Consider the following 18,370-nt stretch of genomic DNA (forward strand, 5'->3'; position numbering starts at 1 on the left):
GTTAATTTATTAATAGTGATGATGGCTTCCCGGTTCATTGTTATTACCAACTCCAAATCACCATGCACCACTGTAGTTACTTATTTGATTGATTACTTTTTGTTTTCAAGCTTCCATTGAAGCATTTTCATAAAATAGCCGCCTACTACTGATCGGGCCTTAAAATTCGGCACTCTGGCATCAGTAGTTTCATGCCAGTCACTTACAGGCACTCTGTCCTGGGTTTCGTTAGCATAGTCCCACATAGGATTAATTAACGCTTTAAAATCTTCTTCATTGTCAGCCATGCTGGCGGTCCACATTACCCAGTCAGACTTGGTGTAAGTCTTTCTGCTATCCAGAGGAAGGCCATATTTTCTTTGCTGAGTGAGGTAATACTTGATCTCTTTTTGGTGCACTGACTCAGGGAATACATGGAAATCCAGCATATCATCCCAAACCAGGTTGTACTTCTGGCTCCAGGTGCCTTTCTTTTCGAAAGCTAAAGTATAATGATCACCGTTATTGGCCAATTTGGTCCACTTCTTAGCGAAGTCTTTGGCGGCACTCATATATTTCTTTTCGGCGGCCTTATCTCCCAACATACCAGCCAGCTTGCCGTATGAAGCAATGGCCATAATAGCCTTGATAGAAAGGTTGGCATTTCTGGCCAGGTGCCCGGCAAAATCATCCGTAGAAAGCTGATTAGCAGGATCAAAACCGCTCTTCATTAAGTATTCGGCCCAGGTAGTAAGGGTAGCCCAGTGTGATTTCGCATAATCAGCATTGCCTTCCATTTCAGCAATGGCTGCTGCCAACGTGAGCATATTACCGGCTTCTTCTACAGGCATATCTTCACCATAAGTTTGGCCTGTGGCAATAGGGTAAGTACCTAAATCATGCGCCGGGAAAGGCTTTTTCCATCGGCCGCTCTCACTGTAATAGAAAATGCCATTCATCATACCTTTTACCAAATCAGGGTTATAGATCAGGAATAATGGCGATGATGGATAAGTGATATCCACTGTATTTATAGAGCCATTGCTATGATTTTCTTTTGACATAAAGAGCAAATCGCCCTCTTTGTTTTCAAGTAAAGAATGGGCCGCTATAGCTTGTCGATAAGCCAGGTTACATAACTCCGCGTACTTCTCTCCACCCGCTGCTACTGCATCTTTATCTAACTGACTATCAAAGGCTTCGCATCTTTCATACACCTGCTTGTAGTCTTTCATAGACTGAGCCAACAGGCCTTCCATGCTCTCATAGTTCTTTTTCCACCATGGCGTTAACTTCTGATCGAACAGCTGTACCGACTGCAATTCATCATAACCAATCAGGTATACCTGCTCTTTGGTTTCGCCCTTTACAGATCCCAGGTCAGTAACGGTGCTCATTACCATAGATTTGCCTGACTGGCCGCCTTCTGTGCCAGGATTCTTACCATTAACGAAAGGTAAAATAGCACTTCCTGCCGGAGTGATATACTGTGAGGTATTCGCCCCAGCCTCTGTGGCCACATAAGCATAACCCCAGTCAATCCTTACGCCGTCACCTTTTCTCTTTAAGATGGGCTGCTCTACGGTACCGGCTTTCATAATGGCCAGATTGTTTTCACTATACTTCCAGGTTTCCACCTCCTGAGCTGGTGTGTGTACCGCCAGGTTACTGCCAACGCCGAAGTAATATTTCACATCATGCTTACTGTTATCAGAAAAATTAGTTTTCACTGAAACATAAGAAACAGGGCGGCTAAGCAACTCTAAATCATCCAATAAAGCTGGTGAGGTAAATGTTACATCCACTTTGGCGGTCCCACAATCGAAATGATACACGGTGCGGGTGGCATGCAGGTCTACTCCTGTTTGTTTGGCCTTTTGAATATCGATCTTAGCCATGGCATCGGTTTCCTTCACTATGCCGGCATCTAACCAGGCGCCACCAGCCGTATTTTCTATGTGAATGGCCAATACATTACCTTTCTTCTTCAGCTTTTTCGCCACCTGATCTTCAATAGCTATAAATTTATACTGATCTTTCCAGCCTTCTACATCATAGATTTTCTCACCATTGATGTACACCTTGATGTTATCATCATGACGCAGCTTGAGGTAAAGCTTTTTGAAATCACCAGAAGGCATATCGAAACTGCGACGCACCCAAAGATGCTTACTCTTCCATAACGTTTTAGCCAGAGATTCATTATCACTGAATGGTGCAGCACCGCTTTTCCAGGCCTCATCCTTAAAGTCAGCCTTGAGCCAGTCATTTGCAGGCTCCTCTTCGGTGTACTTTACCTTGTAACTTTTCTCATCAGCGGTAGGGAGCACGGTCTCAAACTGCTTGGCCTCCTCCCCTATGATTCTGTAATATTGATTATCTATTTTGATGATACCAGTAATGGAGTGGTCATCGCCCGTCCAGTGCTTGGTAGGTAATCCGTTAAGTTCATTACCCATAGACCAGATACTTAGGTATGGATTATGCGTAACCAAAGGATAAGCCGGAGCCCTTAAATCCTGCGCTCCAGCAGTATAACATATTGCTAGTAAAGCAAATACAACAAAAAATCTTCTTAGCATTTATTCAAATTTATCAGTTATAATACACGTTTATTCTTCAGGTTAAGATAAGTTTGAAACAACTACTATTTATGTTTAGCAGACATAATATTTTGGATTTCATTCCACGGTTTCACCTGATGATTATCAGCCCACTGCTGCCATAAATCAGACATCTCTTTCACCTTATCAGGATTTTGACTGGCCAGATCATGAGTTTCTGTACGGTCTTTTTCCATATCGTAAAGCTCCCAATGGTTCTTCTTTTTGCCTTTCCACTGCATCACCAGCTTATACTTGCCCAGCCTTACCGCCTTGTTCCCTTCATGCTCCCAGAAAATAGGCTCAATGTGCACAGGTTCATCCTTACCTTTTAGCACAGGAATGAGGCTTTTACCCACCAGCGGCTTAATGTTTTCCATGCCTTTCGGCGGATAGTCAGCCTGCGCCACATCTATGAACGTGGCCATAAGATCTGGCAAAAAGCTATGCTCGCGAATAAATTTACCTTTATACTGCGCTGCCATGCCCGGCCAGCGAATGATCAGCGGGCTGGAAATACCACCTTCATGCACCCAGTGCTTATACCTCCTAAACGGAGTGTTAGATGAATTTGCCCAGGCTTGTCCGTAAGTCAACCATAAACCTTCCTCTGTTTCCAACAAATCTTTATTACCCCCACCTAAGGTTCCACCCTCGGCACAGGCCCCGTTATCATTTAAGAAGACGAAAAGCGTGTTATCTAACTCATTTTTATCCATTAAATATTTCACTAATCGCCCTATGTTCTGGTCCATTCTATCTACCTGAGCCGCATAAATTGCCCTTCTCAGCGCCATTTCCTCCCTTTTTCTTCCGGCAGACTGCTCCACTCTGGTGCATCGGCCTCGGTCAGTTCCCAGGAGGTATCCAGAATGCCCAGCGCTTTCATGCGGGCAAAACGATCCTCTCTTACCTTCTCCCAGCCTTCTTTATAAGTGCTTCTGTACTTGTCAATATCTTCTTTAGGTGCCTGAAGCGGCCAGTGCGGCGCATTATAGGCCAGGTATAAAAAGAATGGCCTATCCTGATCTCCCTCATTGATAAATTCAATGGCCTTATCAGTAAAGGCATCAGTGGTATAATACTCAGGATCAGTAACTTCTATTGATTCATTTTGCTCGTAGATCTGTCTGGGCTCTACTGGTTTAAAGTAGTTGGTAGCACCAGCCAGTATGCCGTAAAACTGGTCAAAACCTCTTTGATTAGGCCATAGCTCCTGCTTTTGCACACCCAAATGCCACTTGCCCGACATATACGTTTGGTAGCCCGCACCCTTCAGCACCTCAGCCATGGTAGCACACTCTTTATTCAAAAACCCACGGTAGCCCGGCAGATTATAGTCATGCTGCTGATCAGCCTTGGGTGGATTAGTCATGTGGCCAATGCCCGTATCATGCGGATAAAGGCCTGATATTAAGGACGCTCTGGTAGGACAACACCTGGCGGCATTATAAAACTGAGTGAACCGCACCCCTTCCTGCGCCAACTTATCCAGCTGGGGCGTGTTGATCTCCCCGCCGTAACAACCCAAATCTGAATACCCCATATCATCTGACATGATCAATACTATGTTAGGTCTTTTCGCTGGTTTTGAAGCTGTGGTAGCCCCCGCACCCTGAGATGACGTGCATGACGCTGATAATGAAACAGTAATAATGGCCGCAAAAAGAACGGACCAAACATGAATGAGGTAGCGAAGTTTCATGAGTAGTTAGCTAAATCGGTTTATCTAAAGAACGGAATATTTATTTTATTACCAAAAATTGACGAAGTAATAAAGCAAAAGTTATTTAGACAGGTGGAATGCTGTGGTGAGTGGTTGAGCGGTGATGGGTATGTAATTATTGGCCAGATGGATGGATTAATGGCTTCTTCTAGTCACGTGACGGTTCTACACTAGGCCATTGATCAACATGGATTATGCTTATTATGTACGGACAAAACTTATGAAAACCTGGCGCAAGCGTCCGCTTGTGCCTTCATTGCAAGGGTTTCAAATGGATTTAAGTTGGTGTGTTTGTCCTGTTTATAAAATTAGAAGCTCTTGATTTATTAGCGATTTTTTTTCTGAATTAGGCACAAGCGGACGCTTGCGCCAGTTGAGATCATTATGATTTAGGCCTCTGGCCGATAAAGCACGAATATTCTAACCTTAAAACCGAAAAGATAGAGAAAGGCCTGACTTAACCTGATTATAACCATAGTTATTCATGTTCATCCGTACCTAACCGGCCAGAGGCTTCAGAAATAGCCGTCACGCGGCAGAGCCGAGCGACTGCGGGGTTTATGCTTATTAGAAACGGACAAAACCTATTAAAATCTGGCGCAAGTGTCCACTTGTGCCTTCATTACATGGATTTTAAATGGATTTGAGTTGGTGAGTTTGTCGTTGTCAATAATATTAGAAGCTCTTGATTTATTAGCGTATTTATCTCTGAATTAGGCACAAGCGGACGCTTGCGCTAGTTGGAGGTATGGATGCGAAGGGACGACATTTTTAATTCCACAAGTTCATTATCATTTGTTTAATTGTTCCATTCTCTAATTTGAGTCCAAGGGGTTTTGAAATGTCTTGCCCCTGTGATAAATGCAAAGAAGTATTGTAAATAATGCCCAATAAGAAATAGGTCTCAGGAATTTGAACTCCAATGCCTTGTGCAAAATGAAGTTTGTTTTTCGTGCCGTTATTTTCTTCAATGAACTTCCTTTTGTTTTCATCATCAGGAATTCTGGCATAAACTAACTGTTCTATTTGAATTCTGACCCCAAAACATATTGCAAGCGGGTCGAATGTTTCATCATCAAATAAATATCTCCTCACTTCTCGAAATATCTTTTTAAAAAACTTTTCTGGTGTTCCCCAATCTGTATTCAGTTTTAAAGTCTTAAATTCTTTGGTTATATCAATTGCTCCTGAATCAGGGTGGAAGTGAAAATAATGCTCATCTACTGTGTCTTTAATCATTTCATCTTCACGGTTGTAAATGATATTCAGAATATGTTGATTGGACTTAACCTTGATGTCCTTTATGTAGCAAACTTTAATTTTATTGTCGTTGAAACAGAAATGATTAAAAAACAATGGATCTAAATGTGTTAGCAGAATTGGAAAAATTCGCCTTTTATCAGTTTTCATCTCTTCAATAAAGGTTGAGATGTAATATTGGAAAGTTATCAGGTTTGCATCATCCATGTAGTCGAAGATTTCGTCAATAACAAGGATGCAATCTTTCTTTTTGAAGCTATTCCTGGTTTTTAAAAGCAGAGCCATGAATGTCAAAATGTCCCTTTGTCCATTTGAAATTTCATGTGCCTTTGGCCAATTAACAACAAGACTATTTCCTTCGGCTTTTGGTTTTATATCAAACCTGTTTTTAACAGGGTTGTAGTTTGCAATTGTTTCTGTGTAATGCTGCTTTTTATCTAAGAAGTAAAGGTATTTGCAAGCCTTTTTAAAGTCAGCGCCCATTTCATTTCTAACAGTAATTAACTGCCATGCGGTTAAGTAATAATCTACTTCATCATTCAAAACTTCAAAGCCAAAAGATTGAATTATAGAAGTAAATTTTGAAAATTCTTCATGCCCTTTAAGCTCGTCAAGCAGATTGTCTTCAATCCATGTTTTTATTTGATTGCCTGTTCCTGCTTGATTATTAATTTGCTCAATAGCTGGCTCTATTATCTTTTTAAAAGACTTAAGCTCAAATCTTGAAAAGTCAATCTTGTTTTCAATATTCAAGATGAATTTAGCTGAACTGAATAAGCTGGATATATTGGTAAGTATCTTATTTCCATTAGCTCCAAAATAAGCCTTTAGAGTTGCTGAATGGTATGCAAAATCGACTTTCTGTGGGATTGTTTGAACCAATGTAGTCTTAACAATGTCTAAGGATGTTCTTGCAAAAGGCGGACGGCCGGGAATTGTTTGAATAACCGATTTTGGCTCAGTCTGATTTTTGATTATGACAACATCAAACATATCGCTGATTGTGTTTTGATTATCGTCAGCCATCAACTCTACGCCATTGGAAAGTTTGATTTTTAATTCAGGACGATTAGTAGTGTCTTTGTTGAAATATTCTTTATCGCCTAATTCAATTTTGTCTCTTTTTAAGCGGTCAAATGCAAGTGCAAATGAACTTTTACCAAAACCATTTGGTGCCACAAGAATATTTGGCTTGTTAGGATTTAAATCAAGTTGGAATGACTTATTACCAATACCTTTTACATTCGTTATTTCAATTTGATTAATATTCATTTTCTAAACTTTCTTGTCGTGCGTTGGCTCTTTTTCGCATGGCGTACAACATCCGTGTAAAGGACAAAAAACATTCTCTTATTTTTTTCGCCTTCCAATCTAAGGCATTTCAAATTATTTTTCCCAAGCGACCAAACATATACAAATCCCATTCTTTCTTACATGAGATAAAAGCAAACTAATCCAACTCATTTAGTAATGCTCATTAGTGAAAAACACCTATGAAATTAAGTAAAAACACCTAAGCTTAAACGATTTACTCTTATTCACTTATGTCAACTAAATCAGAATCTTTCCCTTGGTAAGTAGTATAGTAGGTAAAGTCTTCCTGGCCCTTGTACCATCTATATCGTGTTTCCCGGAATCTAAATAGCTTTGGTGCATCCAGCAGCTTCTGTTGGGCCTCCTTAATGTTTTTATTGGCTGCAAAGATTGCCCCTGTGATATTTAAATAGCGATCACGGCTACTGCTAGAGTTCACATAGATATCTAGTTCCCACATGAGATTACCCACCACTTGCGCGTAATTCTTTCTTAGTTTGGGAAATTCATCAACCTGCAGTTTTACTATCTTGGATTTTAGAACTTTTGACAATTTCTTTATTTCAGCATCTGGAGAATCCTCACCGTTGGAGATAATATTAGCCCACATCGCAAACAAGGCAAGCTCCAGCTGTAATGCATCTACGGAACCACGATATGGAGAAAAATCCACTCCCTCATTTATAGAGGCTATCTCTCTTTCTAATTGTGCTTTTTGCTCAACTAATTTATTTTCAGCCGCCTCCCTGGCCTCAATCTCGCGAGCCAATTGCTTTTGCTCATCAGTTACTAAACTCAGACTATCGGCCTCCTTTATTAATAGTTGAGCCTTTTGGTAAAACTCACTGGAAGTATCTATATCCTCTAACTCCTTAATAGCCTCTTCATAACTTTCTTCCTTCATATAATTTTTGGCCTTACTAAGATGCGAGCGTTCTCGGTCTTCTTCAGATTCTGTCATGGCAGATAAAACACTCAGCGCCACAATGGAAAGGATCCAATACCCAAAAACCTTTAATCTATTTGGTTTTTTATCCCATTTCAGCACATAAGCTGGCTTAATAAGGCCAACTATTAAAGTGACAAAAAGCGCTAAGCCTATTAATCCAATAAGAATTTTCATTTCCTTCAGTTTCGTTATTTGAAAAGCTGATACAGTCCGGCGATCAGCTTGAACAAATCAAAAATGACAAAACCCATGGCATATTCTTTATTTTATTTCCCAATAGCAGCAGCTGGTTTCCGAAGGTGAAGTCGGAGTGGTGATCACCTCATCCCCGGCCCTTCTCCTCAAGGAGAAGGGGGTTGAAAGCCCTCTCCTTGAGGAGAGGGTTTGGGTGAGGTGAAACTACCAGCTTCTAATCCATCTCCTGCCCCTTTCAACATTTAAATAAAAGCCAACTGTTGCCATCTTAACCACAAGTAATAACTTTGAAATCTCATAGATTTTAAAAGTTATCTATCCGGTGAATATCCAGGTTGATTTTATTGATTTGATCATCATTTTCGGGGCCATGCAGGGGCTCTTTTTTGCGCTGATTATCATGTCGTCCAAGTATTTTAGAACCAATACCAATATTCTTTTGGGTGTAAGCTTGATCATTATTGTGCTGATCAATGCTCAAACTTTGTTGCTCAAATCGTCGATTTATCAGGTTTATCCCGCCATGCGATTGTTTGAGGATATAGAACTGGTGCTACTGTTTCCTGCCACGCTGTACCTTTATTACAGGGCTTCTGTGAGCTTTGATAATCGCCATCATCCTTATCAACTGTTATTATTTGCCCCTTTTGCCATCTCACTCGTAGCCAATTTATACGTAGGTGGAGATGTTTACTTTCATTGGTACACTATTCACTATAAAGCATGGATGCCTATATTCTTTACCCTGGAGTTTTATTTCTCCTTGGTCTTCAACATTACGTTATTAATAGCTGAATACTTCCTCATTTTCAGAAGAAAGGCCATCAAAAACCCTCTTCTGGAGGATAATATGAAGTGGGTAAAAGTATTCTACAGTTTTCATGTGGCTCTTACTCTTACCTGGATCACTATTCTAACGGTTGAAGGCATTTCAAATCAGGATTTCAGCTATGTGATATGGATTTTCATCAACATCTTGTTTTATTGGATTGGGTACAAAGGCATTTTAAAATTCAGGCTAGCTCGCAATAGATATGAGATCAGGCAGGTTGTAGAAAGCAAAAAGCAAGTCACAACACAGAGGACTTCGCAGCCTGATTCAGAGAATCAATATTTCACCCAAATGATCCGCCTTTTTGAGGATGAGCATATTTACCGCAACCCCAATCTAAGCCGGGCTGACATAGCCCAACGGCTACATATCAGCGAGGGCTATCTTTCCACCCTCATCAATGAACATTCTGATAAAACCATTCCAGAATATCTAAACTACTACCGCACAGAAGAGGTAAAAAAAATGCTGCTTGATCCTGACTTTGATCGCTACAGCCTGCTGGCCATTGGTCTGGAAGCCGGGTTCAACTCCAAGACGGCATTCTATACGGCTTTCAAGAAAGAAACCGGAACTACTCCTTCAGCATTCAAAAAGCAGTCGCTAAACGACTAAATAAGTCCGTATTTATCAGGTTCCGACTATCCAGAACCCCTTGAAAGCTCGATTACCGCACATTTGCGCCTCATTTAATTTTTACAATAAGGCTAATCATCACTCGATTTAATTATGCGAAAAACAATGTTTTCTCTGCTACTAGGCGCACTGTCATTTTTTCAACAGACACAGGCTCAAACCATCGATTCTCTACAGATTGACTCAAAAAAAGACAAGATAAAAATCAGGCAATTGGTAGTTCCCGGTTCGCTGATTATTGTTGGTTCTGCGCTCAGTGGTAGCCATTTAGAACATGAAATCAAGAACAGTTTCCATGATGGCACTGAAAATGACATTGACTTTCAATTGCCTATTGATGATTTAATTCAATACACCCCTATCGTTACCCTCTACACCGCTGATCTTTTGGGAGCCAAAGCCAAAAACCATTGGTTTGATCAGACCAAGTACCTGGCCATAGTCAACATCATTACCGCCGGACTCACCCACGCCGGAAAAAACCTGATAGACAAAGATCGGCCTAACGGACATCCTCAGTCTTTCCCTTCCGGCCACACCTCCTTTTCCTTCTCCAACGCTGCCGTATTGTACGAGGAGTTCAAGGACAGCTCCCCAATCCTGGCCTGGAGCGGCTACTCCACTACCACGCTGGTTGGCAGCCTAAGAATAGTCAACAACCGCCACTGGCTATCTGACGTTATGGTCGGTGCCGGCTTGGGGATACTAGTCACCAAGCTGGTCTACCACTTCGAACCCTTAAAAAACTGGAACCCCTTCAAAAAATCAAAGGAAATTACCCTGGCCCCTACGGTTAGTGGTGATCATGTGGGGGTTTATTTTAGGTTGGGGTTTTGATTGTAGGCGTTTGAAAAGGGGGTTAACGAAGGTTAGACTGTAGTTGGTGAACTCGGCAAGCACGCATTATGAAATGCACGCTAACGATACTAACGATGATTATTAGTTAGCGCGGAGTTGGTGCGCGTTTCATAACGCGTGCCCATCCCCACACTGAATTTTTTAGTTGGCGCGCGTTTCACAACGCGTGCCTATCCCACAAAACGTTCCAATTCAATCTACTCTTCACATAAATTTTCACTAACTTAATTAGATGTCAGAGAAGTATAAATTTGATGATCCTGAGGGTAGATACTTCGTTACGCTATCCATAGTGCACTGGATAGACCTATTCACAAGAAAAGAGTTTAAACATAGCATTGTGGAATCATTAAAATACTGTCAAAACAATAAAGGATTGGTCATTAATGCCTGGTGCTTAATGCCAAGTCATTTACATATGATTATTAGATCCGATAGTGAGCCAGTTGGAGCTATAATAAGAGATTTTAAAAAATTCACGTCCAGGCAAGCCATAGAACTTTTGGGAACAATAAACGAAAGTAGGAAAGAATGGCTTTTGAGAGCTTTTAAAGCATCGGGAGAAAAACTAAAACGAATCACAAGTTATAAGGTGTGGCAAGATGGAAATCCCCCCGAGTTACTTATGTCGAATAAATTTCAAGAGCAGAAATTAACTTATATACATTATAACCCTGTGGAATGCGAGATCGTGGATGAGCCGGAATATTACTGGTACAGTTCTGCAAGAGATTATAGTGGCATTAATGTATGCTGGATGTTGAATTAATCAATTGAGGGTAGAAGCACGCGTTTGAAACGCGCGCTAACCTCATGATTCAGGGTTCATAGTTGGCGCGCGTTTTACAACGCGTGACCGTGATAAGCCAGCACGCGTTGTGAAACGCGCGCTAACACCAGCTAATTAAGGTTGCGCTACATAAAATTGTTGCTAATTCTCCAAAATCACCACTTCTGTTCTACGATTTAGCTTTCTACCGGCTTCATTGTCAGATCCATCTGGGTTTTCATTGGGGGCTATTGGCTTTTCTTCTCCGTAGCCTACTGCTTTCAATCGGTCAGCGTCTATACCTTTTTCAATAAGGTATCTTCTAATGGCATCAGCTCTTTCTTGTGAGAGTTCCTGGTTTAGCTTTTCATCGCCTTTACTATCGGTATGCCCTGCAATTTCAATCTTGATGGTCGGGTTAGCACTGAGGAATTTCTCGAGTATATCGATATCTTTCAATGCTCCCTCCTGAATATCTGAAGCTCCAAATTCAAAATATATGTGCTCCATCACTAAAACAGTACCTTTCTTAAGCTCTTTTACATTCAGCGACTTATCTGTAAGTGCCAGTGGCTTTACCTCCGTAATGGTCTCTATTTCCTTTTGCTCGGTTTTCTTATTCATCACCAAAATCACGGTATCAGGATAGCTATCTCTGCTTATATCCATGAAAGTGTTTTCATAACCCATTTTTGAGGCTGCCACTTCAATATTTTGATCTTGAAGATGTCTGATGGTAAAGGTTCCTTTCTTTTCAGTTTGCAGCATCACAGATGCAGTATCAGAGGCTTCTGTGCCCTGCACACGTAGCGCTACGGTAGCTTCAGCCAATGGAACAGAGTCAGCATTGATAACAATGGCAGGAATTTCCATCACCATCTGCTTCGTAAAATAAAAGATATCATCACAGCAGTTTTCGCCAAACACAGCGCCTTCTTCACTCCTGTTTGAGACCAGGGTGCCATTGGATTCACTTACCCTCCAGGAGAAATAGGTATCATCAAAGCCTGTATTTACCGCAGCCCCCAGATTTTCTGGTCTTCTAAAACTTTTAAGACCTCCAAAAGCCTTGAAAACATCATAGCCGCCCAGACCAAAGTGGTAATCGGAGCTGAAATATAAAGTTTGAGTATCAGAATCATAGAACGGAGTAATCTCATTTCCCGAGCTGTTTACCGCGCTTCCACAGTTTACCGGGGCGGCCCAATCGCCTCTTTTGCTTCTGGCCGAATACCAAATATCCATCCCTCCTTTTCCTCCTGGTCTATCGGAGGCAAAATAGAGAATTTCCGTGGTGAAGCCCCTTCTGGAATAATAACCAAAGGCCGGCTGGGTGCTGGTATAAGAACCTTTGTTAATGCCATTTTTGAGCTTTTCTGGTTTAGTCCAGGTGTTATGCTTTTTATAGGAAACATAAACATCACACCTCACCTCATGCTGATCATTCTCCTGGCATACGCTGAAGGCAAATGATTTACCATCTTTAGAAAAGGTGCCATTAGCACTGTGAAAAAGATCATTATTATACTCATCTACTAACTCTGGCGTATCCCATTCCTCACTACTCTTGCGGGTCATATATATCTGATTCACAGCAGGAAACTCTTCGTGGTCTTCCACCGTAATCAGAGAATCACTTCTGAGGGACGTAAAAAGCAAGGTAGATTGATCCTTCCATACCGGACCAAAATCAGAGTAGCTCCCATTTACAGTTTCCGGCAACTTTTCAATAATAAATTCACCTACATAGCCATCCTGCATAATTTTCTGAGCCTCAGAGCACGACCGGATCTTGGCATTAGCTATCCGCTTCAAGTCGCGGTAATTCTGGGCTTGTGGCTTTAATCTCAAAAACATAAGATAGATCTCTTTGGCTCCATCATAATCCTGCACAGCCATCAAGCTATTACCATAATATAGGTAGGAAAGATAGTGCTCATTCCTAAGCTCTTTGTCGTTACCTATCAGCTGTACCAGGTGCTCATAGGCGTTAGCCGCCTTTTTATGATTTCTACTATGGTAAAGAGATTCTGCCAGCATATTCCAGCTTTCAAAATCCTTTGGAGCCTGCTTCACTACCTTTTGAAGCAAAGGTATGGCCTGGTAATAATCACCAGCCTTAAAGCTAGCCTCAGCTGAGGTCTTCAACTCTGCATTTTGCGCTCCTACAGCTCCATGAAATAAGATGAATATCAACAGTAAAAAATTTCTTCTCATGTTAAAAAATTCTGCAAGGAACAGTGTAATTAGACGTATTATTTTTAGTTCGCCCTTTATAAATTAGAGATATTTCAAATACTCCCGGGTTAGAAAAATCAGTATCCTGCACTTGAGTAATCTCCTTCAATCCTGAAATGGAAAAGTCATAACTGGCGTGCAATGAAAAACCTTTGTAGGTGCCTCCAGCATACACAATAATGTATTCTGACCACTGCGCAAAGGCTCCGACATCTAGCTGCACTTGCTTTTGAGGCACCAAAAGATACTCCAGAACGGCACCTGTGCTTACCTCTGTTTCGTTCTGTTGTAAGCTTACCAACCAGCGCGGAACCAGGGCCACTTTTTCATTAAACTTATACTTCACATTACCAGAAATCAGCTTTCGGTTCATATGAGCTTCTGAGAGTGAATCACTATAAAAGCTTTGTTGTGGCTTCACCATATTAAGCCAGGAAGCAGAAACACCTGCACTCCACTTTTTATTGATCAGAAAGCTATAGTCCAATCCCGCTCCTGCATCGTAGTTTGCCATATTATCTCCGGCTATGGGCTCTCCATTGGGAAGGTCAAGGTTAGCTACGAAACCGTCAAACTGACTTTCAAACAGCAACTTATCAATATCAAAAGAGGCCATTGAATAGCTAAAATTTATACCCAGTGATAGCCTGTGTCTGCCTTGGAAATCTAATGGATGGTGATAAGCAAAGGATAAACCTAACTCCTGATTTTGCATGAGTCCGTTCCCCAAGTGATCATCTATGGCGTATAGACCTGCTCCCCATTCATCACCAGGTAAAAAGCCTTTTGAGAATTTAAAATCGGTTGACAAACCATAGGTTTCAAATTCTGATTCAATACTGTTCCACTGCTTGCGGTAAATACCCGAAATACGGTACGATTCTTTAAAATTACCCGTACTGGCTGGTTGTATGTATAAAGGAAAATTAAAGAACTGCGTAAATTTCACCTCCTGAACCTGTGCCTTAGCCATAGAAACAATTATCAGCAACAGCGAGATGAGTAGACCAACTTTTCTCATCATCTTAGTAAGGTTAAATTCTTTTTAAAATTAAATTCGGTGTCATAAGCGCCAGATGCCTGAACGTGAACAACATACACACCTGCAGGCTGGCGTTTGCCTTTATACTCACCGTCCCAAATGGCATTCACATCACCGTTAGCATCAAACACCACTTGTCCATGACGATTGTACACCTTAAAAGTATGTAGCACCTTAATCCCCTGCTGAATTAATTTAAACTCATCATTTTTCAGGTCATTATTTGGTGAAAAAGCCGTTGGAATATCCAGATAAACATTGAGATCCAGTAATTGCTCGTAAGTATTAGAGCAGCCCGCTGTGTTAACAACAGTATGCTTGAGCAAGAATTTCTCTATGGCGTCATAAGTGTGGATAGGGTCTTTTTCATCAGAGGTAGCGCCGTCGCCAAAATCCCAGGAATAAGATACAATGTCACCTTCAGAATCATCATAAAATTGCATAGGAATGAAAGCTTCCACAAAAGTTACTGGAATATCTACCCCAGCCACCGGCGCAGGATGAACATAAACCTCCCTGGTTAGGGTATCTCTACACCCTAATGAAGAGGTAGAAATCAGGCTCACAGGCCAGTAGCCCGACTGCGGGAAGGTATGCTTTGCGTTTTCTTTCGTAGAAGTAGAGCCATCAGGAAATATCCATTCATACCCGGCAATGGTGCCATCCCTCTCAGTAGTAAGATTTACAAACTGCATTTCCTCTCTTTCGCAGATATCTGGATATTCAAAATCTATCAAAGGCGGGTTAATCACAGTAACACTATGTTGCACACTTTTTTCACACCCGGAGAACCTGTTCAGAACGGTTAGTGTAACGTCATAAGGTCCTCCTGGCGGAAAGGCATGGGTGATCATGGGCATGGGCACCTGACCTTCCTCTACCGCTGTTCCGTCACCAAAGTCCCATCTGTAGTCAGTAATATTTTCTAAGGTATCCTGATAGTGCTGCTTAAAAAGCATCGGCTCCTTAGCACATATCTTTTCAAAGGTGAAATCAGGTCTTGATACAACATCGGCGTACTCTGTTCTACTATCATACCCATTACAGCCATTGATATCCGTTACCTCCAGACTGATTCTATACTCATTTCGCTCAGCAAATGTGAAGGTAATAGTTTCGTCCGTGCTAGTGACTTCTGCACCTGTTTTGGTGTTTCTAATGGTCCACAGCACAGACTGAATATTATCATCAGATTCATAACTGAACACAATTTCCTCGTCTTTACAAATACGCTCATCAGAAGATATAATATTGGCTACAGGCAGCGGATGAACCAAAAGTGATTCTATAAAAGACGAATCACATGAACCCGTGGCATAGATATTATTATTGTAGAACACTGTGCCTTTAATATCATAAGTACCTGGCTGAGTGTACTTGTATGTCAGCTCCTGAGAACCGGATGTAGCACCATTATCAAAATCCCATAAGTAGGAATCAACATGAGGCCCTGTGGGTGCAACGACCTTAATATCAGTTCTTAAACAAATTTCACCATTGGCATCCAGATCGAAAACTGGAGTTTTATCTAGTGACATGTTATAGATTGTTGCTGAAAAAGTGTCAATACAACCATCGTCATCTTCCACTTGTAGAGACACATTATAATCACCTTCACTGGTAAAATCATGGGTAGGTTCTCTAAGAGCTGATAGGTTATCAGGGCCACTATCTCCGAAATTCCATGAGTAATCTGTTATAGTATTGGTACTGGATGAGTTGTTATTAAATTGGATAACATCTCCGGGTTTGCAGTATGGGTCATAGTTAAACCTGGCTGATAATGGGTAAGTAACTGAGACCTGGTCTTCATAGGAGCAGCCCAGATCATCTGTAGCCAGTAGACTGTAGTAGCCACTTTTATCTATTTCTATGTCCTCTGTGGTTTCAAAATTACTCCACATATAATTGATATTACCTGTGCCTCCATCCAGAATATCACTATGAAGAACAGTATCAGGAGCACTACAAACGAGGAAGAAATCACTTTCAATTATATTCACTAATGGACTTAAATGAATCTCGTGCTGTACAGTTTTGGTATTGGTACACCCATTAAGGTTCTCTACTTCAACCGTGATATCGAACACACCACCAGTTTCATATTCGTGAAAAGCTTGCAAAGCACCCACCGCCAGTTGTTCAATAGTACCATCTCCATAATTTATTCGCACCTGCTTTATTACATCGCAGTATTGAAAGGTAGTGGCATCAAAAGTAAATGAAACCACGTTATGAGAGCATATACCGTCAATGATTATATTAAAATCCGGCGGTCCACATATGGTTACGGCATTAGTAAATACTGCTGAACAGGCGGGATTGCCATTATCTGTAATTGTTTGAGTAACCGTATAACGACCTGGGGCCGCATAGGTATGTTGTGGGTTTCTTTCAAAAGAGCTGGTACCATCACCAAAATCCCATTCCCAACGCACGATATTCTTATCGTCACTGGTATGAGAAGAGAGATCAGTAAACTGGGTAGGTACTCCAAAACATTGTGGAGATGCCATAAAAGCGGCAGTCATCTCACTTTCAAAAATAATGGTATCAGAAGCATAGCACCCCAGCTCATCCGTCACTTTTAGTATGTACTCTCCTACTTGAGCATCTATATCCGGCTCCGGCACCAGACCATTCCATAAGTAAGTATAGTCGCCAGTGCCCCCAGTTACTTCCGGGTTAATCTCAACAAACTCATTACATGATAAGGTTGTGCCCTCTCCTAATTCAAAGGAAGGAATAGGTAAGACATTTATAATGAATGTTTTAGTATTGGCTCCAGGTTGCGGACATACATTATCCTTTGCTTCAATAACGAAGGTATGCACGCCAATATCTGTTTTCTTTGTATCCCAGAGGATCCGACCAGTAGGTGATGTAGAATTATTATTGACCACTGAAAATACTCCTGATGGTCCGCTTAACTTTAATACTGTGAGTTGGTCTCCAGCATCATCATCTGAAACATTGAAGCTCAGGTTAGCCGTTTGGCCTGCACATATGCCAACAGAATCCACATCTAAACCAAGGAAATCTGATATTTGTGGAATGGTGTTGTCTTTGTCTTCACTGGAAACCTGAATACCTCGTTTTACCCAGCCAATTAGCTCACCATCTCTATATTCTTCTACTTTAAAATCAGTAACACCTACCTGGACACCGTTCACTGAAAAAGTTAAATCGCCACTATTGGCGCTCAGGGTCGGAGTATCATTAAAGATCATGAACTCCAATTCATTATACTCATAGATGCTATTATAGACTACATCAAGGTCATAATTCACCTTGGGTACGACCACAGCGTATTGCAATTGGTCACCATCAGCGTCTACCGCCACATTGTTAAAAGTAACCTCCTGATTAGCCGATACCATCACTACAGCCGGACCATCAAATACTACTGAATTATTACATGAAGCTGCTTTATTATTGATAGATGACTCAATGAAAAAATCCTGAAATTCTGGATCCTGAAGGTTGTCAATCTCGCTACTTCGTGCCGCCCTCTTCCAGAAAAAGCGCCAATCGGCACTTCCCTCATAGGCTGAAAGGTCCACTATACCTTTGTAAACCACTTTATTGACACCAGGATCACTACCTCCTCTACAAGTAGATACAGAAGATGAACACCCAAGCTTCACCTCGGTAGTAGATTGCTTTTCAACATTAATACTGAGGGGTGATGACGGTAAAATACCTAAATCTGTAGCATAGTATTGAATAGGATAATACCTCTCCAGTACCGCACTGGAACCACAATCACTATAAACAGTGAGTAGTATTTCATATCTCTTACCACCCAGACAGCGATAAGTGATTTCTCCTCCGATAATATGAGTTGCAAATAGATTACCTGAAACTATAGTCAGCAAAAAGATAATAACCAGCTGACGCAAAAAATTAATAGACACCAGTTTAAAAAATATAAGTACTACATAGAGCCAAAACGCCTGCAGTATACGG

11 protein-coding genes are annotated in these 18,370 nt (G+C 41.2%); 3 read left to right on the forward strand and 8 right to left on the reverse strand.

What is annotated here, in order from left to right; genetic code table 11:
* Positions 1 to 92 precede the first annotated feature (92 nt).
* From LVD16_RS19320 to LVD16_RS19340, 5 genes are all read right to left on the reverse strand, one after another.
* Complete coding sequence (locus LVD16_RS19320) at positions 93 to 2,561, reverse strand: glutaminase family protein (protein WP_233769930.1); 2,469 nt, start codon at positions 2,559 to 2,561, stop codon at positions 93 to 95.
* Between the two features lie 65 nt (positions 2,562 to 2,626).
* Positions 2,627 to 3,379: a sulfatase-like hydrolase/transferase gene (locus LVD16_RS19325; RefSeq protein WP_233769931.1), complete on the reverse strand. Its 753-nt coding sequence runs from the start codon at positions 3,377 to 3,379 to the stop codon at positions 2,627 to 2,629.
* Complete coding sequence (locus LVD16_RS19330; protein WP_233769932.1) at positions 3,370 to 4,287, reverse strand: sulfatase-like hydrolase/transferase; 918 nt, start codon at positions 4,285 to 4,287, stop codon at positions 3,370 to 3,372. Before LVD16_RS19330 ends, LVD16_RS19325 begins: the two co-directional genes overlap by 10 nt.
* 792 nt (positions 4,288 to 5,079) lie before the next feature.
* A complete protein-coding gene (locus LVD16_RS19335; RefSeq protein ID WP_233769933.1) occupies positions 5,080 to 6,840 on the reverse strand; it encodes a hypothetical protein in 1,761 nt (586 codons plus the stop codon).
* A gap of 262 nt (positions 6,841 to 7,102) precedes the next feature.
* Complete coding sequence (locus LVD16_RS19340; protein WP_233769934.1) at positions 7,103 to 8,005, reverse strand: hypothetical protein; 903 nt, start codon at positions 8,003 to 8,005, stop codon at positions 7,103 to 7,105.
* 343 nt (positions 8,006 to 8,348) lie between these two features.
* Here LVD16_RS19340 and LVD16_RS19345 point away from each other — a divergent pair, with 343 nt between their 5' ends.
* The 3 genes from LVD16_RS19345 (at position 8,349) to LVD16_RS19355 (ending at position 11,121) form a co-directional block, all read left to right on the forward strand.
* Entirely contained in the window at positions 8,349 to 9,473 is a 1,125-nt protein-coding gene (locus tag LVD16_RS19345; RefSeq protein WP_233769935.1) for a helix-turn-helix domain-containing protein, read from the forward strand.
* 114 nt (positions 9,474 to 9,587) lie between these two features.
* On the forward strand, positions 9,588 to 10,331 hold the full coding sequence (locus tag LVD16_RS19350; protein ID WP_233769936.1) for a phosphatase PAP2 family protein: 744 nt from the start codon (positions 9,588 to 9,590) through the stop codon (positions 10,329 to 10,331).
* Between the two features lie 253 nt (positions 10,332 to 10,584).
* Positions 10,585 to 11,121 (forward strand): REP-associated tyrosine transposase, encoded by a 537-nt coding sequence (locus LVD16_RS19355; RefSeq protein WP_233769937.1) that lies wholly within the window; start codon positions 10,585 to 10,587, stop codon positions 11,119 to 11,121.
* Between the two features lie 162 nt (positions 11,122 to 11,283).
* Here the strand turns inward: LVD16_RS19355 and LVD16_RS19360 are convergent, their stop codons facing one another.
* From LVD16_RS19360 to LVD16_RS19370, 3 genes are read right to left on the reverse strand one after another with little or no spacing between them, the layout of a single operon-like run.
* Complete coding sequence (locus tag LVD16_RS19360) at positions 11,284 to 13,338, reverse strand: OmpA family protein (RefSeq protein WP_233769938.1); 2,055 nt, start codon at positions 13,336 to 13,338, stop codon at positions 11,284 to 11,286.
* 1 nt (position 13,339) lies between these two features.
* On the reverse strand, positions 13,340 to 14,383 hold the full coding sequence (locus LVD16_RS19365) for a PorP/SprF family type IX secretion system membrane protein (RefSeq protein WP_233769939.1): 1,044 nt from the start codon (positions 14,381 to 14,383) through the stop codon (positions 13,340 to 13,342).
* Positions 14,380 to 18,318: a PKD domain-containing protein gene (locus LVD16_RS19370; RefSeq protein ID WP_233769940.1), complete on the reverse strand. Its 3,939-nt coding sequence runs from the start codon at positions 18,316 to 18,318 to the stop codon at positions 14,380 to 14,382. The genes LVD16_RS19365 and LVD16_RS19370 overlap by 4 nt, the downstream gene beginning before the upstream one ends.
* Positions 18,319 to 18,370: the final 52 nt, after the last annotated feature.

The sequence above is a fragment of the Fulvivirga ligni genome (assembly GCF_021389935.1).
Lineage (GTDB): Bacteria > Bacteroidota > Bacteroidia > Cytophagales > Cyclobacteriaceae > Fulvivirga > Fulvivirga ligni.